This window comes from Paenibacillus sp. 8b26 (genome assembly GCF_050626875.1).
GTDB lineage: Bacteria > Bacillota > Bacilli > Paenibacillales > Paenibacillaceae > Paenibacillus.
The window spans coordinates 5,960,535-5,987,394 of record NZ_CP192445.1; the positions used below are offsets into that span (position 1 = coordinate 5,960,535).

Genomic DNA, 26,860 nt, shown 5'->3' on the forward strand with positions numbered 1-26,860 from the left:
ATCCGGTCTGTCTTTCAATTGAACCTGAACTGAAACTGATCTGTCAATGTTTAAGGAGGAAATGAAGCAAATGGCACAAATGAACATGAAAGAAGCGATTCGTGACGCACTGCGCGTAGAGTTGAAACGCGACCCTAACGTCCTGCTTTTCGGTGAAGATGTAGGTCATGTAGGCGGTGTATTCCGCGCAACAGAAGGTCTGCAAAAAGAGTTTGGCGAAGAACGTGTATTTGATACTCCGTTGGCGGAATCCGCAATCGGGGGTCTTGCTGTGGGTCTGGGTGTCCAAGGATTCCGCCCTGTAGCTGAAATCCAGTTCGTAGGCTTTATCTTTGAAGCACTCGACCAGATGGCAATTCAAGCATCCCGTATGCGTTATCGTTCCGGTGGACGCTACAATTCTCCAATCGTATTCCGTACGCCTTTTGGCGGCGGGGTTAAAGCGGCTGAGCTGCATACAGATTCCCTGGAAGGACTTTTGGCTCAAACACCTGGTATCAAGGTTGTTGTTCCTTCCAATCCTTACGATGCAAAAGGTCTGATGATCGCGGCTATTCGCGATAACGATCCAGTATTTTTCATGGAGCATTTGAACTTGTACCATGCATTCCGCGCTGAAGTTCCTGAGGATGATTACACAGTTGAACTGGGTAAAGCGAACGTAGTTCGTGAAGGTTCCGATGTTACAATCATCACTTACGGTATGATGGTACACACTTCTGTCAAAGCTGCTGATGAACTGGAAAAAACAAAAGGTATTAAAGTCGAAATTATTGACCTGCGTACCGTTAGCCCAATTGACATTGATACAATCGTGGCTTCCATTCAAAAAACAAATCGTGCCATCGTTGTTCAAGAAGCGCAAAAGAGCTCAGGCGTAGCTGCTGAAGTGATTGCACAAATTAACGAAAAAGCAATTCTGCATCTGGAAGCACCAGTTCTGCGTGTGGCAGGTCCGGATACCGTTTATCCTTTTGCTCAAATTGAAGATACTTGGTTGCCAACGCCAACACGTATCATTGATGCGGTTAATAAAGTACTGGAATTTTAATTAAAGCACACCGTAAATTTGGGAGGTTTTAAACGTGGCTAAATTTGAATATAAATTCCCGGAGCTGGGTGAAGGTCTTCACGAAGGCGAAATCATCAAGATGCACATCAAGCCCGGCGACAAAGTAACAGATGAAGATATCATCATGGAAGTACAAAATGACAAGGCTGTAGTTGAAGTTCCATGTCCGGTCAATGGTACGGTTCAAGAAGTATTTGCCAAAGACGGAGACATTTTTAACATAGGTCAAGTCGTAGCTGTAATCGATGCGGAAGGTGAACTTCCTGAACAAGAAGAAGCACCGGAAGCTCCAGCTGCTAGCCCTGAGCCAAGTGCTGTTGCACAAGGCGGAGCTGCAGGTACAGCTAGATTTGAATATAAATTCCCAGAGCTGGGTGAAGGTCTTCACGAAGGCGAAATCATCAAGATGCACATCAAGCCCGGCGATAAAGTAACAGATGAAGATATCATCATGGAAGTACAAAATGACAAGGCTGTAGTTGAAGTTCCATGTCCGGTCAATGGTACGGTTCAAGAAGTATTTGCCAAAGACGGAGACATCTTTAACGTAGGTCAAGTTGTGGCAGTAATTGCTGCAGAGGGTGAGCTTCCTGAACAAGAAGAAGCACCGGCTGCCGCTAAACAAGAACAGGATGCTGCACAAGGCGGAGCTAACACAAAACCAGCTGCAACTCCTGCTGCAACAAACAAAGACGTGCTGGCTACTCCTAGCGTACGCAAATTTGCACGTGAGCAAGGTGTAAACATCGCTCAAGTGAGTGGCTCCGGCAAAAATGGTAAAATCACTAAAGAAGATGTAGAAGCTTTCAAAAATGGTGGAGGCCAAGCGGCTGCACCAGCAGCGAAAGAAACTGCAAAAGCACAAGAGCCAGCTAAAAAAGAAGCGAAAGCTGCAGCTCCATCCGCACCAACAGCAGATCCACGTGCTGAGGAAGATCGCGTACCATTTAAAGGTATCCGCAAAGCGATTTCCAACGCTATGGTTAAATCGGCTTACACAGCTCCACACGTTACGATTATGGACGAAGTGGACGTAACCGAGTTGGTTGCTTTCCGTACTCGTATGAAACCAATCGCTGAGAAGAAAGGCACGAAAGTAACATACCTGCCATTCATCGTAAAAGCATTGGTTGCAGCTTCCCGTCAATTCCCGGCTCTGAATGCCTCGATCGACGAAGAAGCAAACGAAATCGTCTACAAAAAATACTACAACATCGGTATTGCTACAGATACAGACAACGGTCTGATCGTTCCTGTAATTAAAGATGCTGACCGTAAGAGCATTTGGATGATCGCTGATTCCATTCGTGATCTGGCTGTACGCGGTCGTGATGGTAAACTGGCTGCCAATGAGATGAGAGGAAGCACAATTTCTATCTCTAACATCGGTTCCGCAGGCGGTATGTTCTTTACTCCAATCATCAACTTTCCTGAAGTAGCGATCTTGGGAACTGGCCGTATCAGTGAAAAAGCAGTAGTGAAAAACGGTGAAATTGTTGCCGCTCCTGTAATGGCTCTTTCCTTGAGCTTTGACCACCGTATTATTGACGGTGCAACTGCTCAAAACTTCATGAACTATATCAAACAGCTGCTCGCTAACCCTGAGTTGCTTGTTATGGAGGTGTAATCAATGGTAGTAGGAGACGCTTCTCTGGATATTGACACATTGGTTATCGGTGCGGGTCCTGGCGGCTATGTAGCTGCTATCCGTGCTGCACAATTGGGACAAAACGTATTGATCGTTGACCAATCGGAGCTGGGCGGTGTCTGTCTGAACCGTGGATGTATTCCTTCCAAAGCTTTGATCTCTGCAGCTCATCAATATGAAGCTGCCCAACACGGCGAGTCTTTCGGTATTACGGCTGAGAACGTAAAAGTTGACTTTGCTAAAACACAAGAATTCAAAAACAGTGTTGTTAAGAAAATGACTGGCGGCGTAAGCGGTCTGCTCAAAGGCAACAAAGTTGAAGTTTTCAATGGTGAGTGCATGTTCATCAACGAAAACGAAGCGCGTGTATTCAACGAACATGAATCACCACGCTACCGTTTCAAAAATGCGATTATCGCCACAGGTTCCCGTCCAATTGAATTGAAACCATTCCCGTTTGGCGGACGTATTCTGTCTTCTACAGAAGCGTTGAACCTGCCTGAAATTCCGAAAAGCCTGATCGTAATCGGCGGTGGATACATTGGTGCAGAGCTTGGACAAATGTACTCCAAATTCGGTTCCAAAGTAACAATCATTGAAGGTATGGATACCGTTCTTCCTGGCTTCGACAAGGATATGACTTCGATCGTTGCGAAGAGCATGAAGAAAACTGGTATTGAAATCTTCACTGGCGCTAAAGCGGAAAGTGCAGAGCAAACAGATAAAGACGTAACGGTGAAATTCTCCGTTAACGGCGAAAGCAAAGAAGTAACTGCTGATTACCTGCTTGTGACCGTTGGACGTCGTCCAAACACAGACGGTGAACTGGGTCTGGATCTGATCGGTGTAGAACTGGATGAGCGTGGATTGGTGAAAGTTGATCACCAAGGACGTACTAGCATTCCTCACATCTTTGCAATCGGCGATATCGTAGCTGGTCTTGCTCTGGCGCACAAAGCTTCTTACGAAGGTAAAGTGGCTGCTGAAGCAATTGCAGGCGAGCCGTCTGTAGTAGATTACAAGTGTATGCCGGCTGTCGTTTTCACAGATCCAGAATGCTCCAGCGTAGGCTACACAGAGACACAAGCCAAAGAAAAAGGCTACAATGTCAAAGTTGGTAAGTTCTCTTATGGAGCAAACGGTCGTGCGGTTTCCCTGAACGCTGCTGAAGGTTTTGTAAAAATCGTAGCTGACGCTGACACAGGTCTGGTACTGGGTACGCAAATCGTAGGTCTGGAAGCTTCCAACCTTATTGCTGAGTTGGGTCTGGCGATTGAAATGGGTGCTACACTCGAAGATATCTCCTTGACTATTCATGCTCACCCTACATTGGGCGAAATCGTTATGGAAGCAGCGGAAGTCGTGCTGGGTCATCCGATCCACGCATTGGCACCACGTCGCTAATCCCATTTTTCATTATTCGTTTTTGGTTTTCATACATGGAAAGAGAGGCAAGGAGCGCGCTATATCTGCGTTCTTTGTCTCTTTTTTTCATATTTTTGGATTTTCAGGACGTCCATGAAAATTCACACAGTAGATAGTCAATAAAGAGTAGTCCATGATAAACTAAATATAGATATGGGTGCAGAATAGCAGGTCTTTTCTAGATTAGAATTTGACGCTGCGGGCATTGAATACTGGATACTGTACGTGAACGTGATACGCTTTTAACGTTCATATACGTTCAGATTTTATCAATGCCGATGTTTATTCATGCTTAAAGGAGAGAAATAAAATGCGCAATTACTTGGATTTGCTGGAGGATATATTGGAAAATGGAGTGAAAAAAGAGGACCGTACTGGAACGGGAACACTCTCTGTTTTCGGAAGACAGCTCCGCTTTGATCTGGCCAAGGGCTTTCCCTTGGTAACAACTAAAAGAGTACACTTGAAATCCGTTATCCATGAGTTGCTGTGGTTCTTGCGGGGAGATACCAACATTTCTTACCTCAAGGAGAACGGGGTTACCATTTGGGACGAATGGGCAGATGAACAGGGGAATCTGGGCCCTGTATATGGATCGCAATGGCGCGCGTGGGAAACAACAGACGGACAACATATTGACCAGATTACAAATGTCATTGAATCGATTAAAAACAACCCGGATTCCCGGCGACATATCGTCAGCGCTTGGAATGTGGCTGAAATCGATTCAATGAAGCTCCCGCCATGCCATTTCGTATTTCAGTTTTATGTGGCCGGAGGGAAGCTTTCTTGCATGCTGACCATGCGTTCAGTCGATACCTTCCTTGGACTTCCTTTCAATATCGCCAGTTATGCATTGCTAACGCATATGGTTGCACAGCAGTGTGGTTTGGAGCCTGGCGAATTCATTTGGTCAGGCGGCGATGTGCATATTTATTCAAATCATATGCAACAAGTGCATACGCAGCTGGAGCGTGATCCTTATCCGTTGCCTCAGCTCAAAATCCTTCGTAAACCGGATTCAATATTTGATTATACGTACGAGGACTTTGCTTTCGAGAACTATGAATATCATCCGGGTATCAAGGCGCCTGTCGCTATCTGATTTGGGGGAGCTGTGAGTTATGAGCATTTCGATGATATGGGCTATGGCACAAAACGGCGTCATTGGCCAGGATAACGGTCTTCCTTGGCGCCTGCCGAGAGATATGGCATTTTTCAAGGAGCAGACCATCGGTAAAACCGTACTCATGGGGCGCAAGACATGGGAATCCTTTGGCGGAAAAAGCCTGCCTAAGCGGCGTAACGTTATTTTGACCCGTGATCAGAGCTACCTGGCTGAAGGCGCAGAAGTGATCCATTCTCTGGAAGAAGGACTCCAATTGGCGGCGCAGGAAGAGCTGATGATCATCGGCGGCGCGGAGATTTATTCACTGTTCTGGACACATGCTGATCGGCTAATCGTTACCAGGATTGATGAGAATTTCGAGGGAGATACGACTTTTCCTGAGCTGGATTGGAATGGCTGGAATGTAGTCAGTGAAACTCCCGGTGTCAAGGATGAAAGAAACCCGTACGACTACCGTTTTGTCGTTTACGAGAGGACGAAGTAAGATTGGGCTACATTTGACCTCGCTCATTTGAAAAATTAATGAACCATATAAAAAATCCTTTTGGCTGTTGATGCAGAAAGTTGCATAAGTTTTCATTACTTTTGCGCTGTATTGTGATACAATAAATCAAATTCAACGAGAATAGACCCTTTCATGATACAAACAGACAAATTCGAATTTGACTTGAGTTCGGATGGATGAACGGGGTTCATAAGCGAAGAGATGGGGGAACGTAACATGTCTACACCAACTGGATTTATGGAATACACACGACAGCTTCCTACAGACCGGGATCCGGCAGAGCGTATTAAGGATTGGGAAGAATTCCATAAGCATATGTCCGAAGAAGAGCTGCGTACCCAAGGGGCACGTTGTATGGACTGCGGAACTCCTTATTGTCATACGGGGATGGACATCATGGGGGCGACTTTGGGCTGCCCAGTTCATAATCTGATTCCGGAATGGAACAATCTCGTATATCGCGGTTTGTGGAAGGAAGCGCTGGATCGGTTGCACAAGACGAATAACTTCCCGGAATTTACCGGGCGTGTCTGTCCTGCGCCATGTGAAGGTTCCTGTACGGTCGGCCTGATCGGGCAATCTGTTACGATCAAGACGATTGAGGAAGCTATTATCGAAAAAGGCTTTGAGGAAGGCTGGGTTGTCCCTAATCCGCCGGAGAAGCGTACAGGCAGACGAGTGGCTATTGTCGGCTCGGGTCCGGCAGGACTGGCTGCTGCTGCGCAGCTTAACAAAGCAGGACACAGCGTAACTGTGTACGAGCGCGCAGATCGTGTTGGCGGGTTGCTGATGTACGGCATTCCTTCTATGAAGCTGGACAAAAAGGTCGTTCAGCGTCGTGTGGATTTGCTGGAGGCGGAAGGCATTCAGTTCATTACGAATACCGAGATTGGAAAGGATATTCCTACCGATCAGCTTATTGCTGAGTATGATGCGGTTGTACTGTGTGGTGGTTCCACAAAGCCGAGAGAATTCAACATTGAAGGTAGCGATTTGAATGGCGTTCATTATGCGATGGATTATTTGAACGGTACCATCAAGAGCTACCTGGATTCCAATCTGGAAGATGGCAATTATTTGTCCTCCCAAGGTAAGGATGTTATTGTAATCGGTGGTGGTGATACAGGTTCGGACTGTGTGGCTACTTCGTTGCGTCATGGCTGTCGAAGTGTTACACAATTTGGTACACATGCCAAAGCTCCTGTGGAACGAGACCCTATTGCCAATCCTTGGCCACAATTTCCGAATGTGTACACTCTTGATTATGCACAGCAGGAAGCGAAGGCGATATTCGGGGAAGATCCGCGTGAGTTCTCCATCATGACCACCAAGTTTGTAGGTGATGAGAACGGTAATTTGAAAGAGCTGCACACGATTCAAATTCAGCGTATTGTCGATGAAACGGGGCGTAAAATCTATCAGCCTGTTCCGGGTACGGAGCGCGTATTCCCGGCACAGATTGCTCTCATTGCGATTGGATTCGACGGTCCTGAGCAAACAATTGTGGAGCAAATTGGTTTGGAAACCGATCGTCGTTCCAACGTTAAAGCACGTTACGGGAAATATGTTACGAATGTAGATAAGGTTTTTGCTGCTGGTGATATGCGTCGCGGGCAAAGCCTTGTTGTGTGGGCCATTAATGAAGGTCGGGAAGCCGCACGTGAGGTCGATAAATACCTGATGGGCGCTACCGTTTTGGTGTAAATATAGCTCTATATTAGTTACCAGTCAAAGCTCCATCCTCGGATGGGGCTTTGTTGCGTTCACAGGATTGTCATGATCAGGGCTGTAAAATGCGAATTGATAACCATTGAGTTACGAAATTTTTTCGAAACATCATTTGTTATCATTGTATGTAAAGTATTGTGAATTTAATGTTAAATAATATGACCTTGTATGATTTTAAAATCTTTGTTTCTATTTTCTACAGCGATTATAACATAAAAACAGGAGTGAAGTGTAGCTTTTTTATTGAATAATGAATTTATTTTTACGAGAATAAAGATAAAACTCAATTTTAATGTTATATAAAATAACATAAATATAACTCAAAGTGATATGTGAAGAGTGATTTTAAATGAAACTTCATCTGCATTATCCATATAAGTCGAACTGAAAAAGGTATAGGGAAAACCGAGTAGGTGGAAGGGGCTATACAAGCGAAGTGGTGGCGATGGGAAGTATCATCCCTCCGTGCAATGGCACTATGGTAACTTTTAAGTTCAGTTTATAAAGCTCTTTTACATGGCCTTATGGAATGAAAGTAGCTACTATCATTTTATGGCTTCGTTAATCATCACCTGAGAGTATGATTGCATCTATGGTATAATACACGTATATTGTTGAAGCGCTAATGGACAAAGGAGCTTTCGCCGGGAGAAGGCTCCTTTTGCATGAGGCCCTGCCTGTATTTCATTTACCTCTCGTTTGTTATACGTGTGAGTCAGGAAAGGGAAGCAGAGGGCCGTCAGGAAGGAATGGAATATGAATGAAGACGTTAATTATTGCTGAAAAACCGGATATGGGGCGCACCATTGCGGCTGTTATAGAGCCGAGGGCTAAAAATAACCGTACCTATCTGGAGGGGGAGAAATATATTGTAACTTGGGCGATCGGTCATTTGCTGGGTCTTGCTGAGCCGGATGCATACGATGTCAAGTACAAACGCTGGAATATTAAAGATCTTCCCATTATCCCTGAGCAGTTTAAAATCGTACCGAATCCGAAAACAAAAGATCAGTTAAAAATAATTGGTGAGTTGGCCAAACGCTGCAATGCAATCGTGAATGCTTGTGATGCAGGGCGAGAAGGGCAATATATTTTTGCGTTGATTCAACAGCAGTTAAAGCTGCGTCAGCCGGTCAAGCGACTGTGGATCTCAGATTTAACGGCAGAGAGTATTGCGTCAGGCTTCGAGCGCTTGCGAGATGCTTCGGAGTTTGAATTTCTGACTCAGGCTGCGCGGGCACGAAGTGAAGCAGACTGGTTGATTGGTATGAATGCCTCCAGAGCCTTTACAACACGGCATAATGCGTTGTTGTCAGTCGGACGGGTGCAGACCCCTGTGCTGGCATTGATTCATGATCGTGAAAAGGAAATTGAGGCGTTTCAGTCTCAAACCTTTTATGACGTGTGGGCCGAGTTTAAGCAAGATCAGATCAAGTACAAAGGTGCGTGGCAGGGAGATCGGCTCACCAAACCGGAAGAAGCTGAGGCGATAGCAGCCGCAGTTCGCGGAAAAACAGGTGAAATCATCAAATACGATGTGAAGCAGACCAAGGAATATCCGTTCAAGCTGTACGATTTGACGCTGCTTCAACGCGAGGCGAATGCCAAGTATAGTTATTCAGCCAAAAAAACACTGGATGTGGCCCAAGCGCTTTATGAGCGGCACAAGGTCATTTCCTATCCGCGTACTAATTCCAACTATGTAACGGAGCAAAATATAGATGGTATGCACAAGGCGCTTCGTATGTTGGGCACGGGTCCTTATGCTGATCTGGTACAGCAAGCGAACCCCAATTTGGTCCATAAACAGAATAAAGCTGTCTGCAATCCATCCCGTGTTGAGGATCACCATGCTATATTGCCGACGCTGAAAAGACCGGGAACACTCAGCAAAGAGGAACAAAATGTATATGACCTGATAATCCGCAGGTTTTTGTCACATTTCTTCCCGCCTGCCGAATATAAAATGCATACCGTGATGACCCAGGTGGACAAGCATCTGTTCAAAACAAGCATTAAGGAACTTCTGTCCTTGGGCTGGAAGGTAGTTCTGAGCAAGGCAGATCAGGATAAAGGCAAAAAGAGCAAAGCACCCAAGAAAGAGGAAGAAGAGGAAACGGACGAATGGACGGACAAGAAGTTTGAGATTGATGCAGGTCGTCCGGTGGATTGCACTCGTGCCGAGATGAAAGAGAAGGCCACGCAGCCGCCTAAAAGCTACACAGAGGGCACGTTGCTTAAAGCCATGGAGAGCGCAGGCAAGCAGATGGAGAACGAGGAGCTGCGCGAGGTCATGAAGGATGCGGGACTGGGTACGCCGGCGACACGTGCTGCTACGATTGAACGGTTGAAGAAGGTTGGCTACATTGAAATGAAGGGTAAAAAGATCCTCATTACGGATAAGGGGAAAATGGCTATTGACCTGATTCGTCATGCGGGGGTTGACCTGCTTGCCTCGCCGGAAATGACAGGCCAATGGGAACGCCGTTTGCATCAAATTTCCAAGGGGGAAGCTGCCCAGGAAAAGTTTATGGATAACGTTAAAAAGTTTACCTTATCCATCATTGACAAGGTGAGGCAGCAACCACCGGCTCCAGCGAACGCTTTTGGCGAGGAAGCAAGAGGCAAACGCTCGGGTAGTAAGGGAGCCACCCGTAGTGGAGGCGCAAGCGGAAGCATCACCACCCAAGGGGCTGCACGCGCTCCGTCACGTCGTACCAACAACTCGGGCGGAGCATCGTCACTGGAGCAAGTGCCATCGGGCGCAGGGGGGCGTACTGCGGCTGCATCGGGTTCAGCTGGGAGTAGCTCAAGCGCGAGGGCAGCACGAGCTTCGTCCGCCGAGCTGTCGGGCACTTCGCCAGGCCAAAGGCAGACTTTAGGCAGCTGCCCGCGGTCGAATTGCGGCGGGAGCATCATCGAAGGCCGCAAAGGATATGGATGCAGCCACTACAAGCAGGGCTGCGGCTTTGTCGTCTGGAAGGAATATGCTGGCAAGCAGATTACGGAAACGATGCTCAAGTCTCTGTTGACGAAGGGACAGACACAGCTGCTATCTTTTAAGCGTAAAGATGGTTCGACCGTCAAAGCAAGAATTGTTCTGAATGAACCAGGTACAGGGCAACTTAGCGTTCGTGAGGAAAACTGATACAGGTACAGAGTATGATTTTCGACAGATTGAAAAAGAAGGCCTTTTCTAGCTGCCATCAGATGATTTCTGAATTCATCAGGAGTCATCTTTTTTTATGTTCCGTACACCAAAATTCCCCATAAGAGATACTTGTATAACATTTTATTAAACATTTGTAAGCTTTCAACCGATAAAACAAATAAGGGTTATGCAAAAGTATTTTTTTAGGTAGTTTATAAAGCAGACTCTATGCATAGCGTTCAAAAAACTTTCCATAGCGGACTGTGCAAACCAGGAAGAAAAGTTGTGTTATGTGCTTTAAAACGTGAAGGCAATCGTTTCACATGAAAACTTTTTTACGGGAGATGATGGAAGGATCGTGGAAGAGAAAACGGTAAATGTGGCAGGCTCACTGCAATTACGTAAGCTGGGAAACTCGGATTTAAAGCTGTCACCGCTGGGGCTTGGGTGTTGGCAGTTTAGCAATGGAAAAGGGATAGTCGGGAAATTCTGGCCAGTGCTGCGGCGGGAGGATATACGGCAAATCGTTCAGACCAGTTTAGAAGGTGGAGTTAATTGGTTTGATACCGCCGAAGCATACGGTGGCGGACAGTCTGAGCAGCTACTGGCCGGCACGCTGAATGAGATCGGGGGACCGCTCGCGGAACAGGCGAATATCGCTACGAAATGGTGGCCGGCCTTTCGGACCGCAGGCAGTATCACAGCAACAATTGATGAACGTATTCGCCATTTGGATCAACGGACGATTCACCTCTACCAGGTGCATTCGCCTTACTCCTTTGCTTCGGTTGGCGCCGTAATGAATGCGATGGCTAAACTGGTTGGGCAAGGAAAGATTAAATATGTGGGCGTAAGCAACTTTTCCGCGCAACAAATACGTGAAGCCGATCGTGTGCTGCGTGAACACGGCCTTCGCCTAGTTTCGAATCAAGTGAAATACAGCCTACTCGACCGGAGAATCGAACAGAACGGAATTCTGGACACGGCAAAAGAGCTTGGCGTGGCGATCATCGCATACTCTCCGCTAATGCAGGGGATCTTAAGTGGAAAATTCCATAATAATCCGTCTCTGGTCAAGTCGATCAAGGGTCCGCGCAAGTGGACGGCGGCATTCCGGGATTCGGGGCTGCGGAGATCGAAGCCACTAATTGAAACATTGGAACAGCTGGCTCAACAATATAACGTGACGCCAACGCAGATTGCCCTGAATTGGCTGATTAACGCTCACGGAGAGAACGTATTTGCGATACCTGGGGCTTCAAAAGTACATCATGCTGTGGAAAATGTGAAGGCGATGCAGTTTACCTTGACAGCCAGTGAGATTGAGATGGTCAGCCACGTTTCCAACCAAGTGCTGAAATCAAAGTGATCATGGCTCAAATAGTGGAATATTCCGTTGGAAAATGAACTTCGCCGGTACGCTGTCTAACACCTCCATGACTAGGACGATATTGTCCATGTGCGCTCCTTGACGCTTGGTTGACATTAATGCTTCGTTCGCAGGCGGAAGAATGGCATGCTTCTTCCTTGCTAAAGGTTAGGCGCGACATTTCTTGTAAGGACATTCTTTTTTTCGGCGTGACTATGTGCTATGACTGGCCCTTGGATATATCCTCCGCAGTTACACTCCAACTGTCAGTCACTTCTCGTGTACACTCACGTCGCTATTTTCGGCAAAACATCGAATGCGAGAAAAGCTTTGGAACGTCATTTGTGTCGTAACCTCATAGAATATCGCATGTGAAAACACAAATATTAAAAACTTAGAACTAATTGACAAAATAAGATATTTTTCATATGATACAATTAATTTTATTAATTTCATATATGTACCAATATTAAGGTGTATACTAGGCGGATCACAAATCCATCATTTAAAAAAAGCTAAGCGGCTAAGTTGTGCAGGTTGGTATCTTTGAATCTTGGGAGGGGGGGATGAGAGAATTAAGTAAATTGAACTGGAGTTGTCGGACGACAGGAATTTAGTAGCTCGCTCTAATATATCAATCAGCATCTAACAACGTATTGTAAATATCCATAAAGGTAAAACGTTTCGGAAATTCAAGGTCAGCTCCTACCGAATGTAGGAGGAAGAAGCATAAGATCATGTTCAAGAGATGTAAAAAAATATACTTATTTATTTCCCGTTAATCGTAATCACCTCGAAAGTGGTGGACACAAAGCCATGGGTCTAAAGCTGGATTAAACAGCCATGATTGCCAGGTTGCCGAAGGAAACCGGGCGAAGTCTGCTGTCTGTTCCTGTGCTTTTTATATGGGAACAGGCTTCTTTTATTTGCAGCGGGAAATGATTGGGCTTGCAGAGTAGAACGCATGAAATGATTAACAACAGGAGGGGATTTTATGCAAACGAGCGTAATAAGTGTCAAGGAGTATCCGTTAAGTTCCTATCAGAAAGATATATGGTTCGAACAGTGCATGTACCCTGAAAAGCCCATTTACAATATCGGTGGGTATGTTGAGGTTAAAGGAAACCTGAATACAGCTATTATTAGGCAGTCCATGCAGTTGTTAATCAGACAAAATGATTCTCTGAGTGCCCGTTTTATTGATAAAAAGGGAGAGCCTTATTTAACATTTTTGCCGGAAGCTGACTATGAAGTTCCGTTTCATGATTTTTCGGTGAAGGAAAATCCAAATTCTTTTTGCATCAACTGGATGAAAAATGAATTTTTAAAACCTTTTCAACCAGAGGACTTCTATTTTCAATTTGTTTTGTTGAAAGGTGCTCCGAACACATACTTCATTTTACTTAAAGTTCATCATTTGGTGATCGATGGCTGGGGATTTGCTCTCTTAATCAGTCAACTGTTTGACAATTACAATAAATTGGCGCAAGGAATTGGCGAAATGAACAGAACGGTCTATTCCTATGCTGATTTTATTTCCGATAATCAGAATTATCTGAATTCTCCGGCCTTTTTAAAAGACAGGGCGTTCTGGCAGAACAAATATCTGACCATTCCCGAGCCTCTGCTGAGCAGAGGCATGGATATCGATGATGGTGACGGCGATTCCGTTTGGAGTGATCGACGAACCTTAACGATAAACAAGGCGTTATATAATCAAATGATTGAATTTTGCAAGGAGGAAGGATGCTCGTCGTTCCATTATTTTTTAGGCATACTGTTCCTGTATTTCAGCAAGATTTGCAATCGGAACGAAATGGTGATCGGCGTCCCGGTTTTTAATCGGAGCAAAGCGAAATATAAGCAGACTATGGGACATTTCGCCAACGTGCTGCCGCTGCGGATCAGCCCCGAGAAAGATATAAGCTTCAAAGAACTGATTAAGAGCATCCGACGTGAGCTTATGCAATGCTATCGACATCAGAAGATGTCTTTCGGTGAAATTTACCGGGCGGTTTACGAGAATAGCAATGAGAAAGGCAAACTGTTTGATATATCGCTTTCTTTCGAAGAACAGGAAACGAGAGAAGCATTGATCGGCGCAGCAAGCCGGATTGTAAGTATGCCGCATCATCATGAAAGAAATGCACTCAATCTCCTGATATGGGGACAAGAAGGTGAAGCGGATGTAGCCGTTAATTTTGACTATCAGATACAGGCTTTTGAAAGATTCATCCCCATTGGGAACGTTATCTCCCACTTTGAATATTTGTTTGCTCAAGTCATGGAGCAAAGTGAAACTCTTATTTCGCAAATCGAAATCGTGCCAGAGGAAGAAAGGAGTACGCTAGTTCGCGGCTTTAACCATACAGAGGTAGAATATCCGAAGGATCAAACGATCCACGGGTTGTTTGAGGAACGAGCGGAGCAAAGAGCAGATCACCTGGCTTTGGTCTGGGGAGAGCAAACGCTGACCTACCGGGAGCTGAACGAGCAGGCGAATCGGCTGGCCATTGTCTTGAGAGAGCGTGGAGTGAAGCCGAACGATATCATCGCCATCATGGCGGAGCGTTCCATGGAAATGGTCATAGGCATCCTGGGAACACTCAAAGCGGGCGGCGCCTACCTGCCGATAGATCCGAATTATCCGGAGGAACGGATTCACTACATGCTGGAGGACAGCGGCGCGTCCATTGTACTGACGCAAAAGCATCTCCGGGACAAGCTCACCTACCACGGGGCAATCATGGACTTGGATGACGAAAGCCTGAGGTATATAGAGCTAGACCGTGCCAGTCCGGAGCCTGTTAACAATCCGGAGGATTTGGCTTATATCATTTATACCTCGGGATCTACGGGGAAACCCAAAGGGGTCATGGTAGAACACCGGGGAATCATCAACCTCCAGCATTTCTTCCAGGAACAATGGGGCGTGGATGGATCGGACCGGATGCTGCAATTTGCCAGCAGTTCGTTTGATGCCTCGGTTTGGGAAATGTTCACGATTTTGCTGGGAGGTGGAACGCTGTATCTGGTTTCGCGAGATATTATTAATAATCTGAATGAATTTGCACGCTTCATGAACGAAAACCAAATTACGATTGCGCTGTTGCCGCCTACCTATCTGGCTGGGATTGAGCCGGACAGGCTGCCGACGCTGAAAAAACTGGTGACAGGCGGATCAGCGATTACCAAAGAGCTGGTAATGCGGTGGAAGGACAGCGTGGAGTATATGAACGCCTATGGTCCGAGCGAATCGAGTGTAATTGCAACCGCGTGGATGTACCGGGAAGAGGAAATGGGGTATCCATCGGTACCGATTGGCAAACCGATTGCCAATACTCGAATTTACATTATGGATACACATCAAAAGCTGCTGCCGCTGGGAGCAGCCGGGGAAATGTGCATTGCGGGAGACGGATTGGCCAGGGGGTATCTGCACCGGCCGGAGCTGACGGCGGAGAAGTTTGTGGCGAATCCTTACGAGGCTGGAGAGAAGCTGTACCGTACGGGCGATCTGGTGCGCTGGCTGCCGGACGGGAATATCGAATTTTTGGGAAGAATCGACGATCAGGTGAAAATTCGGGGCTTTCGCATTGAGCTGGGAGAAATCGAAGCACAGTTGCAAAAGCATCCGCTTGTCCGGGAAGTGGCGGTGATCGCTAGGGAAGACAAGCAAGGCGAGAAGTATCTGGCGGCGTATTTTACAGCAGAGGGCGAACCGGGAGCGGAAGAGTTGCGGGAACAGCTTATGAAGGAGCTGCCTGATTATATGGTGCCGTCCAGCTTTATGCAACTGGATGACATGCCGATGACTCCGAGCGGAAAAATTGACCGAAGGGCATTGCCCGAGCCCGATCTGAGCGTGAATGCAACGGAGGAATATGTGGCACCGAGAGACAAAATAGAGGAGATATTGGCTGAAATATGGGGAAAAGTCCTGAAAGTCGAACGAGTAGGCATTAAGGATCACTTTCTGAATCTGGGGGGAGATTCTATTAAAGCCATCCAGGTCGTGTCCAAGCTTCACGATTATAAGCTAAAGCTGCAACTGAAGGAACTTTTTGACCATCCTGTGATTGAACAATTGAGTGCCTATGTACAATCTGTCGAACATACTGCTTTTCAAGGAATGGTAACAGGGGAAATCATGCTCACGCCCATTCAAAGCTGGTTTTTCGAGCAGCCTTTTGCAGCAAAACACCACTTCAACCAGTCTATTCTGTTACATAGGAAACAGGGCTTTGACGAAAAGGTGTTAAGAAAAGTGTTCGATGGCTTGGTGGAACACCATGATGCTTTGCGTATTGTAGTGCGTGAGAAGGCGGGACAGGTGGTTCTGTTCAACCGGGGCACGGAAGGCGAACTATATTCGCTGGAGGTAAAGGATCTTACAAATGATGATATATATGATAGCTCCGTAAAGGAAGAAGCCGCCCAGCTTCAGTCCCGCATGGATTTAGAATGTGGACCTCTGATGCAAGCGGGCTTGTTCAAAACAAAAGACGGTGACTATCTGTGCGTAAGTATTCACCACCTGGTGGTTGACGGGATTTCTTGGCGGATTCTTTTTGAGGATATTTCTACAGGATACCGACAGGCAGAGAAGGGTGAAGAAGTCACATTCAGAGGGAAAACGGACTCTTTCCTGGCATGGTCTGAACAACTTTATACGTATGCCGGCAGCGGGGAGCTTCTGCAAGAAATCACGTATTGGTCCGAACTGGAGCAGAATGAAATCAAGCCAATTCCCAAGGATCATTCCGTTCATGGCAGAACATATATGGATAGCGATCATATCGAAATCGTGCTGGATGAAGTCCAAACCGCCAAGCTGCTTAGAGAAGTGAATAAGGCTTACAATACTGAAATCAACGATGTTCTTTTGACGGCATTGGGAGAGGCTATTCGGGAATGGACAGGAGAAGATAAGGTGCTTGTTAACCTGGAAGGACACGGACGCGAAGAAATCATTCAGGATATGGATATCAGCAGAACCGTAGGCTGGTTTACCGCCCAATACCCTGTGATTTTGGATATGGCAGGCGTCAAGAACGTGTCTTCCCGGCTTAAAGCCGTTAAAGAAAGCCTCCGGCGCATTCCGCAAAAAGGCATCGGCTACGGCATTTTAAAATACCAGACGTTCCCTCGGGACGAGGAAATCTTAAGGTTTAATTTGCACCCTGAGATCAGCTTCAATTACCTGGGGCAGTTTGATCAGGATATCGATACCGATATATTTACCATCTCCGATGTTCTTGCCGATGAGACGGTTTCACCCGACATGCAAAGACCTTACTGCTTGGACATTAACGGAAGGGTGACTGATGGAAAGCTGCGGCTGAGTTTCGCCTATCACAAGCACGAATATGAAAAGGCCACGCTGATCACAGTGGCAGAAGGCTTTAAGCGCAATCTGGAGCAAATTATCGAGCATTGCGTGTCACAGGAATATACGGAACTGACAGCCAGTGATGTAAGTTCCAGCAACATTACGACGGCGGAGGTAGAAGAGGTATATCGCGCGCTGGGGGATTCTAAGCCCAATATCACGGATATTTATACACTGACCCCTATGCAGTCGGGAATGCTCTACCACTTCCTCAGAGAACAAAACTCTCATGCGTATTTTGAGCAAGCCGTAATCAGTTTGCAGGGTAAGATCGATAGAAGCTTGTTTGAGCGTGCTTTCCAGCAGGTGATTCAAAGACACGATATTTTGCGGACCGCCTTTGTTTATGAGAAGGTGGAAAAACCGGTTCAGGTCGTTTTAAAGGACAGACAGGCTGAAATGTTTTTCGAGTATATTTCCTTTTTGACGGAGGAAGAGAAAGAAAACTATCTCCAAGCCTATTTGGACAAGGATAGAGAAAAGGGCTTTGACCTCACCCGGGAGCCGCTGATCAGATTTGCCTTGATTAGAGTGAGTGCCGACAGCTACCGTTTCATTTTGAGTTTTCATCATATCATTATGGATGGATGGTGTCTTGGCATTGTATTTAAAGAGCTGCTGGAAATTTACAGTGCGCTTCATGAAGGAAGCATACCGCAATTAGGCACGGTGTATCCTTATCGTCAATATATCCAGTGGCTGGAACAAAGGAATGACCGGGAGACGGGGGCTTACTGGGAGAATTATCTGACGGAGTACGAACAGCCGCCGACGCTGCTGCCTCAAACCCAAATTAATAGGGCTAATTCGGGATACATTCAGGAGGAATACGATTTTACGATAAATAAGGAAATGAAGGCGAGTTTGGAGAGAATCGCAAGAGAAAACGGCGTCACGTTAAGTACGGTGATACAGGCCGTATGGGGAATCCTGCTGCAACGGTACAACAATACCCAGGATGTGGTGTTCGGAACGGTTGTCTCGGGAAGACCGTCAGAAATTCAAGGCGTTGAACAGATGGTGGGGCTGTTTATCAATACGATTCCTGTCAGAGTACGGGCAGAAAAGGAAGAAAGCTTTTCAGCCCTGATTGCCAAACTGCAGCAGGAGGCATGGCTATCTGAGCGGCATCACTATTATCCGCTGGCGGAAATTCAGTCACGGACCGCCCATGGAGGCGGATTGGTGCAAAATCTGCTGGCCTTTGAAAACTATCCGATAGAGGAAGCTGACAAAGGACAGGGCGACCACGGAACAGATTTGAGGATTCTGTCCACGAAGGTCTCCGAACAGACGAATTTTGATTTTAATTTTATTGTTGTGCCTGAGAACGATTTGCAGATCAAATTCCGCTACAATAGCTTGGCCTATGACAGATGCTTTATGGAGCGGGTAGCCGGGCAGATTAAAATGATCATCCGTGAAATCATCCGTTGTCCGAAGATCAGGATCGAAGATATCGAGATCGTACCGGAGGAAGAGAGCAGCGTGCAGCTCTGTGATTTTAACCGCACGGAGGCGGAATATCCGAAGGATCACACGATCCACGGGTTGTTTGAGGAACGAGCGGAGCAAAGAGCAGATCATCCGGCTTTGGTCTGGGGAGAGCAAACGCTGACCTACCGGGAGCTGAACGAGCAGGCGAATCGGCTGGCCATTGTCTTGAGAGAGCGTGGAGTGAAGCCGAACGATATCATCGCCATCATGGCGGAGCGTTCCATGGAAATGGTCATAGGCATCCTGGGAACACTTAAAGCGGGCGGAGCCTACCTGCCGATAGATCCGAATTATCCGGAGGAACGGATTCACTACATGCTGGAGGACAGCGGCGCGTCCATTGTACTGACGCAAAAGCATCTCCGGGACAAGCTCACCTACCACGGGGCAATCATGGACTTGGATGACGAAAGCCTGAGGTATATAGAGCTAGACCGTGCCAGTCCGGAGCCTGTTAACAATCCGGAGGATTTGGCTTATATCATTTATACCTCGGGATCTACGGGGAAACCCAAAGGGGTCATGGTAGAACACCGGGGAGTGATCAACCTCCAGCATTTCTTCCAGGAACAATGGGGCGTGAACGGATCGGATCGGATGCTGCAGTTTGCCAGCAGCTCGTTTGACGCCTCAGTCTGGGAAATGTTCACGATTTTGCTGGGAGGCGGAACGCTTTATCTGGTTTCGCGAGATATTATTAATAACCTGAATGAGTTTGCGCGCTTCGTAAACGAAAACCAAATTACGATTGCGCTGCTACCGCCTACCTATCTGGCGGGGATGGAACCGTACAAGCTGCCAGCACTGAAAAAACTGGTGACAGGCGGATCAGCGATTACCAAAGATCTGGTAATGCGGTGGAAGGACAGCGTGGAGTATATGAACGCCTATGGTCCGAGCGAATCAAGTGTAATTGCAACCGCGTGGACGTACCGGGAAGAGGAAATGGGGTACCCGTCGGTACCGATTGGCAAACCGATTGCCAATACTCGAATTTACATTATGGATACACATCAAAAGCTGCTGCCGCTGGGAGCAGCCGGGGAAATGTGCATTGCGGGAGACGGATTGGCGAGGGGGTATCTACATCGGCCGGAGCTGACGGCGGAGAAGTTTGTGGTGAATCCTTACGAAGCTGGAGAGAAGCTGTACCGTACGGGCGATCTGGTGCGCTGGCTGCCGGACGGGAATATCGAATTTTTGGGAAGAATCGACGATCAGGTGAAAATTCGCGGCTTTCGCATTGAGCTGGGAGAAATCGAAGCACAGTTGCAAAAGCATCCGCTTGTCCGGGAGGTAGCGGTGATCGCCAGGGAAGACAAGCAAGGCGAGAAGTATCTGGCGGCGTATTTTACAGCAGAGGGCGAACCGGAAGCAGATGAGCTGCGGGAACAGCTTATGCAGGAGCTACCTGATTATATGGTGCCGTCCAGCTTTATGAAGCTAAATGACATGCCGATGACTCCGAGCGGAAAAATTGACAGGAAGGCATTACCCGAGCCTGAATGGCAGGGAAGCGACCACACAGTCAGCAGCCCAAGAAATGACGTTGATTTGAAAATCCAGAAGGTATGGCAGGAGATTCTCGGCATGGATTCAATCGGAATTGATGAGCATTTCTTTAGACTGGGTGGCAATTCGATCAAGGCGATTCAGGTGGTTTCGAGGCTGGCGCTGGATTTTGAAGTGGGCATTAACGACATCTTTCAATATCCGACGATTCGGGCCTTGGCGGATAACATTAAGTATTCCAAAGACAGATTAAAACAATTCGTGTACGCCTTACGGGAAGCGGCAGCTTCCGGGGAAAACGGCGTACCTGGTGTTGTCTGGAAAATGCGCGAGAGTCTCAAAGAATACCAAAAGAAAAATCAGGGTTATGAAAATATCGATCTTTCTGAACGGGCTGACTACCGTAATGTTCTGCTGGTAGGAGGAACAGGGTATCTGGGAATCCATATTTTGTTTCAACTGCTGCAAAATACGGAATATAAGGTGTATGTACCTGTTCGGGGAACGAGTGACGATGAGGCGCTGGAAAGACTGTGGGCGAAGCTGAAGTTCCATTTTGGTCTTGAGCTTGGGGAGAATGCCTGGGAAGACAGAGTGTGCGTGTTTTGCGGAGACTTAACCCAGGACTACTTTGGACTGAGCCGGGAGCGCTATGAGGATTTGGCCGGAAGCATTGATGCGATCATTAACTCGGCGGCAAATGTGAAGCATTTTGGGCATTTCTCGGAATTTCAGGCGGTCAATGTGGAAGGGAACGAAAGACTGATCGAATTTGCTGGTACAGGGAAGAAAAAGACCTACAATTTCGTTTCCACCACCAGCGTAGGTAGTGGCTGGATAGAAGACCAGAGCAGCATCATGTTCACTGAATATGATTGCAATGTAGAACAAAGCTCTGATAACTATTACGTTATGACAAAGCTCGAAGCCGAGAAAGAGATTGTTAAAGCAAGGCAACAAGGGCTTGATTCCAATGTGTTCAGAGTCGGGAACCTCGTATTTGATTCCAATTCGGGGATCTTCCAGGAAAATATCTCGGATAATGCATTTTATTCATTGGTAAAGTCGATGATCACACTTGGCCTGGTCCCCGCAATTCAAGATAAAACCATGAACTTCTCCTTTGTGGATGAGGTGGCCAAGGCAGTTGTACTCCTGTTTGACCGGAAAAATCTAATCAACGAAACCTATCATCTGTTTAACAGCCATCAGGTTAGCATGATATCTTTTGCCAAGCTTTTGAAGCAAACGGATATAAATGTAAAGCCAATGCCAGTGGAGGATTTTACCGAATACATGTTTGAAAAATACGATGAACCAGAGACAGAGCAGGAGGTTGCCCGGATTCTTGTTCATTCCAACGTCTTCTTTGAGGGAGCAAGCAAAACGTTGTTCATGACGATGAACAAGAAGACTGACGGTATTTTGCAGGCGCTGGGGTTTGAGTGGTCCAGGCTGGACGGTCAAAAAGTGAAGCTGATGATGGATCATGTCAAAAAAGTAGGGTTTATGTAAAATAATAGAAGGGAAGGAGGGGGAGAAATGGATGCGATTAAACTGGCGAGCACCTACTTTTTCGGAACTGAAGATTATATTTTATCCAATAGCATGATCGCAACGGTTACTTTTAAAAGAAGAATCGACGCTGAAAAATTGTTTTCCAGCTACCGCTCACTCATCATGGACAATCCTTTGCTGCAAGCCAAAAGGGTGGAACAATTCGAAAAAGACACGTTTGTTTGGGGTCGTTTTTCTCAGAAAGAGCTGAAACATTTTCTGGAGGCTGAAAAGGTGAAGCTTTCCCAATATTTTACGGAGGAGGAGGTACTGGCTCAATACAGACCGACCAATGCCAGACTTCCGTTTCGTATTTACCCTATAAATGAATATACAATGATATTTGCGATGAACCATGCGGTGGCTAATGGCCTGAGCTTGGTTTTCTGGATCAAGAGATGGCTGGAATATTACTCAGGCGAACCAGATTCCGAGCCGGAAAATAAGGCGGCAAAGGGTGACGTCTCCAAAGACAGGCTGTTGCGTATGAAAAGAAGATTTTCCGCTTTTATGTGGATGCCGGTATTTGTTGCAGGTTTTATGACCAGGGTTAGGGGAAAAGGGACAGGCGCTGGCGAAACCGTTGATTTGAGTTACGGCAGAAGGCCGGAGCAAGGCGGCGGTTATGTCAAAAAATCGTATAGATTCAGCAAAGAGGAGACTGGAGAGATTTTACGGCGATGCCGGAGCCTAAAAATGACATTAACCGAATACATCTGTTATCGAATGACTGATGGACTACTACAGCATGCTCCCGGCAAGCAACGCGTGTTTGTCTCCATGCCTATGGATTTGAAGTTTCTGCATAACTACTCGCCGGAAACTATGCACGGCAATTACGTCGCAAGCCTTCCAATGCAATTTTTCCGGGATGGAAATTTGGAAAAACAGGTGAAATCCGCGTTCAAATGGTTCAAAAGGGGGGTTCCTTATGCGTTGTCGCTCTTTTTTGCTTCGTTTTCCAATTCATATCGGAAATATAAACAACAGTGTCTTGAATTGGTTATGAAAACAATGCCTGAAAGATTCCCCCTGTGGAATTTTACCATCACCTTGTCCAATCTGGGAGTCATATCGTATCCGATTATGGAGGAATGGGTGGACACCATCTATTTTTCCATCAAAAACCAGTCGTTATTGCTCACAACGGCTACGCTTTCGGGACGTTTAATGATGGAGGTCAGCGTATTGGAGAATCTTTACGATTCGGAAGAAGTCTTTGGTCTTTTTGACCGGATTTTATCCTTGGAACATTTGTTGAATGGTTATCCCCCTGTCAAGTAGATAAATAAAAAAAGACTAAGCAGCCAGCGCGTGCCGATACTTAATCGGCGCGCGCTGTTTGAATTTGACTGAAATCGTTAGTAGTTATAAAAGTAAAAAAATATCCCCTCCAAGTTCTCTCTAGCCTCATGATACCATGTGGACTTTTTTGAGTGTCTACTTGAAGGGGATATTAGCGGTGCTATCTAGCCGAGAGTCCTTTTTTGTTGATGCAATTGAATGCTTTCGTGTATCACTCGGGGTACTTCTGTTAGCTTCTGTATCGTATACATCACGGAGTTAACGTTTTTTTGCAGCTCTACCATATTGTAAACCCATTCCTTGGCCTGCTTGAGATATACAGCATGAATGCCTGCCGCAAGGGCGGGTGATACATCGGTGCGCAGAGAGTTACCAATCATCCAGGTGATGCTTCGATCAAAGCTATTCATCTGGATAATTTCCTCCAGAGCCTCGACATTTTTATGCTGACGAATGTAGATGCGATCATCAAAATAGTTAGCCAGCTTCATCTGTTCAATCTTCTTTTCCTGAATGACCTGCTCACCGCCGGTGTACAGATGCAGGGAATGTCCAGCTTTTTGGAGCGAATTTAACGTTTCGACCATCCCGGGATACGGTTCGATTTCCTGCTCGTACACACTTCGCCCAAGCGAGCGAAGCTCCTGCTCTTCCCGCGGATCGGTACGGCGTCCAAACTGTTCCGAAAAAAAGTGGTACGTATCAATCAAGGACTGTGGAAAATGCTCGCTGGCAAAGCCCACCTGATGCACTCCAGCTACATCAATTTCGATTTGCTTTTCACGAATTGTATTTTTCGTCAGGTTATGGGCTGCAAACCATTCCTGAAGCAAATCGAAAAAGTGGTTGAGAATAAGGTCGAAATACTTGTTACAGTGGACCAAAGTGTCATCAAGATCAAATAAAATATGCTGCTTCGGATACGACATGTTGCATACTCCTTCCAAGCCAACGCTTTAACGATGTTCGTTATAACTGAGGGTGCAGTTTAAATTACAGTCCGATATAGGATTCCAAAAATACCTGTAAATCAGCCGCTCCGTCGGGGCGAATGCTGAATTTTTCCTTGTGATAACGTCCAATGTGGATACGGAGCAGACCAGCTACTCGTAAAATCATCATATCAGACATGAGTGTGTCTTCCAATCGGCTCAAATCATGACGCATATCTTCGAGGGATTTAGGGCCTTGAGCCACATAACGCAGAATCCGCAGACGTTGTGAGTCATTTACCGCCCGAGTCAGCCGAAGCAGGAGTGTAGGAGGTTCTTCCTCACTTTCTTCGGGAACGTCTACCGGATACTGTATCAGCAGCATACGGGTATAAAAACAGTACGAATTAATCGGACGATTATGGACGACTGGAAACAGAACAACGGTATCCAAATCTTCCATATGAGGCACGATCAGTCCGGCTGTAGCGTATTCAACCAGTGCTTCCGGCTCCATTTTGCTTAGCAGCATGCGTTTTTCTGCAGCGTCTTCCTCTGCCAGCACACGCAGTTCACTTTCCATGGCCCGGAAATAGTCCCGATCCCATAATTTGAGGAGAGGGGCGTACACCTTGCGAATGCGCAAAGATTCTTCAAAGGTTAAAAAAGGAACATGCGGTACAATCAGCTCGAACATGTCTTCATCCGGGCCGTTGTCCAAATAAGCGATATAATCGGATATTTCATCCGATTCCGGTCGAAGCAATGCCCAAACATAAAGCGCGTCATAATCGCTAAAAGGGCAATCCTGCGCCGTAGCAAGCTCGGAGCGCACTTCGTTTTGCAGCCGTGCATCCACCTTGTCGATCCACTCATGGCCCAAGTCCATGTCGTGTACCCACTTTTTGGTTACATAGGCCATAAAGCTGCCGAGTAATTCGTAAATTGGAGAAGTGTCTATTTTAATTTGATAACTCATGGAATCAAATGCCTCCTATTCTGTCTTCGAGCCCAGAGCGGTGAACGTAATTAAGCCCGTCCATAAGCACAACATGAGCATTTTGAAATTGCTCACTTATTTATTATGGCTTGTTCTGCTGGGCATTGTCCACTATAATATATAATAGTGCGCTGTGACGTGATTCGGTTCGGATTGAACATACAAGGCTCCCTAACGATGCGGAGTCGGTTACTTATCAGACATGCTTTCCGTAAAATCGTCATCTTAGATGGCGATTTTTTTCATCCTTTCTTTTATGCCCTAAAAATACCGGAATTTGCATGTAGTTTGGTTGTGTTTGCGTGACCGCTATACATAGTAATAAGAATATCTATTGATTATGGAATCAAATGCAAATCATTCCTTAACATTCATTTTACGATATTGATATTTTATATGTTATATCTGGAGGAAGCATAATGTCGTCGTCCATGCGGGTGCATTACTTTATCTTAATTGCGGTTATTGTTGTGGCCGGATTGTGTCAAGGGCTACTGCTGCCGATTTTGTCTATATCTTTGGAACAGATGGGAGTTTCTTCTTCGCTGAACGGAATGAATGCCGCAGCGTTGTATATTGGTTCATTTGCTATGACGCTGGTAGCTGAACGGACATTGGGATGGTTGGGCTTCAAAAAGCTGATGGCTGGAGGGCTTGTGCTTGTGCTTTTTACGCTGCTGCTATTCCCTCTAATCCCCGATATCCGGGTGTGGTTCATACTGCGATTGCTAGTCGGAATCGGGGACAGTGCATTGCATTATTCTGCCCAACTGTGGATACTGCTGGTGACTCCGGCAGAGAATCGCGGGCGCAACATTTCTTTTTATGGCATGTCCTACGGTCTGGGGTTTGCATTGGGACCGCTTGGATTGTGGTTACTTGATTACGGGATGCTGGTTCCATTTGCAGCGCTGGCCTTGCTGTGCTTGCTCGTTCTGCTGCTGGTGCTCATTAAGCTGCCGGATTCCAGACCGGAAAAGCTGGAAACCGAGGCGCGTCCAGCACAAAGATTCCGGCGCAGCTATAGCTGGGCATGGTACGCACTGCTGCCTGCATTTTTGTACGGTTATATGGAAGCCAGTCTGAACAGCAACTTTCCGGTATATGGTCTTCGCATTGGCTTTCATACCGATGAGATTGCCGCGTTGCTGCCCTTTGTCAGCTTAGGTGGATTAGTACTTCAACTGCCGCTAGGTATATGGAGTGATCGTTGGGGCCGTAAAAAGGTGCTTATAAGCGTAGGGATAGCGGGTGGATTGATCTTTATGTTGATACCGTGGAGCGGCAAACATTTTATGCTGACATTAGTATTGTTGACGGTGGCAGGGGGGTTGGTCGGCTCCTTTTTCTCCCTGGGTCTGGCCTATGCTGCTGATTTGCTACCCAAATCGTTATTAGCCGCCGCCAATGTGCTGGCATCCTTTCATTTTAATCTGGGAAGTGTGATTGGACCTAACATTAGCGGGGCGCTACTGGACTATGGAACCCAAGGCAGCATGTTTCTGGTTCTCGGGGGCAGCTACGTCGTTTTCGGGTTGTTGGGATTGTTATTCCGAAAAAGAATATCGACGGCATAAAACTGCGGTTTGCATGGTATTTGTTTCACATTTACTATAAACTATAGACAGTATTGATGGC

At 46.5% G+C, this 26,860-nt stretch carries 13 protein-coding genes and 1 riboswitch; of the genes, 11 read left to right on the forward strand and 2 right to left on the reverse strand.

All coding sequences use genetic code 11. The annotated features are described in order from the left end of the window. Positions 1-70: 70 nt before the first annotated feature. The 10 genes from ACQ4MX_RS27675 to ACQ4MX_RS27720 all read left to right on the forward strand — a co-directional run bounded on the left by ACQ4MX_RS27675 (position 71) and on the right by ACQ4MX_RS27720 (position 23,269). Positions 71-1,051, forward strand: coding sequence for an alpha-ketoacid dehydrogenase subunit beta (locus ACQ4MX_RS27675; RefSeq protein WP_342414548.1), 981 nt, complete (start codon positions 71-73; stop codon positions 1,049-1,051). 34 nt (positions 1,052-1,085) lie between these two features. After that, positions 1,086-2,699 (forward strand): 2-oxo acid dehydrogenase subunit E2, encoded by a 1,614-nt coding sequence (locus ACQ4MX_RS27680; RefSeq protein WP_431088472.1) that lies wholly within the window; start codon positions 1,086-1,088, stop codon positions 2,697-2,699. A gap of 3 nt (positions 2,700-2,702) precedes the next feature. Continuing rightward, on the forward strand, positions 2,703-4,124 hold the full coding sequence (lpdA, locus tag ACQ4MX_RS27685) for a dihydrolipoyl dehydrogenase (RefSeq protein WP_431088474.1): 1,422 nt from the start codon (positions 2,703-2,705) through the stop codon (positions 4,122-4,124). A gap of 331 nt (positions 4,125-4,455) precedes the next feature. Beyond that, the gene (gene thyA / locus ACQ4MX_RS27690) at positions 4,456-5,250 is read left to right on the forward strand and encodes a thymidylate synthase (protein ID WP_431088475.1); all 795 of its coding nucleotides are present in this window, start codon (positions 4,456-4,458) and stop codon (positions 5,248-5,250) included. Between the two features lie 19 nt (positions 5,251-5,269). After that, positions 5,270-5,758 carry a dihydrofolate reductase gene (locus tag ACQ4MX_RS27695; RefSeq protein WP_431088477.1) on the forward strand — a complete coding sequence of 163 codons (489 nt, stop codon included), beginning with the start codon at positions 5,270-5,272 and terminating at the stop codon, positions 5,756-5,758. A 237-nt stretch (positions 5,759-5,995) separates the two neighbouring features. Beyond that, on the forward strand, positions 5,996-7,483 hold the full coding sequence (locus ACQ4MX_RS27700; protein ID WP_134914778.1) for a glutamate synthase subunit beta: 1,488 nt from the start codon (positions 5,996-5,998) through the stop codon (positions 7,481-7,483). A 784-nt stretch (positions 7,484-8,267) separates the two neighbouring features. Continuing rightward, positions 8,268-10,655 (forward strand): DNA topoisomerase 3, encoded by a 2,388-nt coding sequence (locus ACQ4MX_RS27705; protein ID WP_431088479.1) that lies wholly within the window; start codon positions 8,268-8,270, stop codon positions 10,653-10,655. A gap of 361 nt (positions 10,656-11,016) precedes the next feature. Then, positions 11,017-12,027 carry an aldo/keto reductase gene (locus tag ACQ4MX_RS27710; protein ID WP_431088481.1) on the forward strand — a complete coding sequence of 337 codons (1,011 nt, stop codon included), beginning with the start codon at positions 11,017-11,019 and terminating at the stop codon, positions 12,025-12,027. A 773-nt stretch (positions 12,028-12,800) separates the two neighbouring features. Continuing rightward, positions 12,801-12,890, forward strand: a riboswitch (cyclic di-GMP riboswitch). Between the two features lie 131 nt (positions 12,891-13,021). Then, complete coding sequence (locus tag ACQ4MX_RS27715; protein WP_431088483.1) at positions 13,022-21,943, forward strand: amino acid adenylation domain-containing protein; 8,922 nt, start codon at positions 13,022-13,024, stop codon at positions 21,941-21,943. 27 nt (positions 21,944-21,970) lie between these two features. Beyond that, entirely contained in the window at positions 21,971-23,269 is a 1,299-nt protein-coding gene (locus tag ACQ4MX_RS27720) for a hypothetical protein (RefSeq protein WP_431088485.1), read from the forward strand. A 185-nt stretch (positions 23,270-23,454) separates the two neighbouring features. On the opposite strand, the gene ACQ4MX_RS27725 is transcribed toward ACQ4MX_RS27720, so the two are convergent. Continuing rightward, positions 23,455-24,219, reverse strand: coding sequence for an HAD family hydrolase (locus ACQ4MX_RS27725; RefSeq protein WP_134914774.1), 765 nt, complete (start codon positions 24,217-24,219; stop codon positions 23,455-23,457). A 64-nt stretch (positions 24,220-24,283) separates the two neighbouring features. Continuing rightward, positions 24,284-25,201 (reverse strand): ArsR family transcriptional regulator, encoded by a 918-nt coding sequence (locus ACQ4MX_RS27730; protein WP_431088487.1) that lies wholly within the window; start codon positions 25,199-25,201, stop codon positions 24,284-24,286. A gap of 440 nt (positions 25,202-25,641) precedes the next feature. On the opposite strand from ACQ4MX_RS27730, the gene ACQ4MX_RS27735 reads away from it, so the two are divergent. After that, entirely contained in the window at positions 25,642-26,799 is a 1,158-nt protein-coding gene (locus tag ACQ4MX_RS27735) for an MFS transporter (RefSeq protein WP_431088488.1), read from the forward strand. The last annotated feature ends 61 nt before the right edge of the window (positions 26,800-26,860 follow it).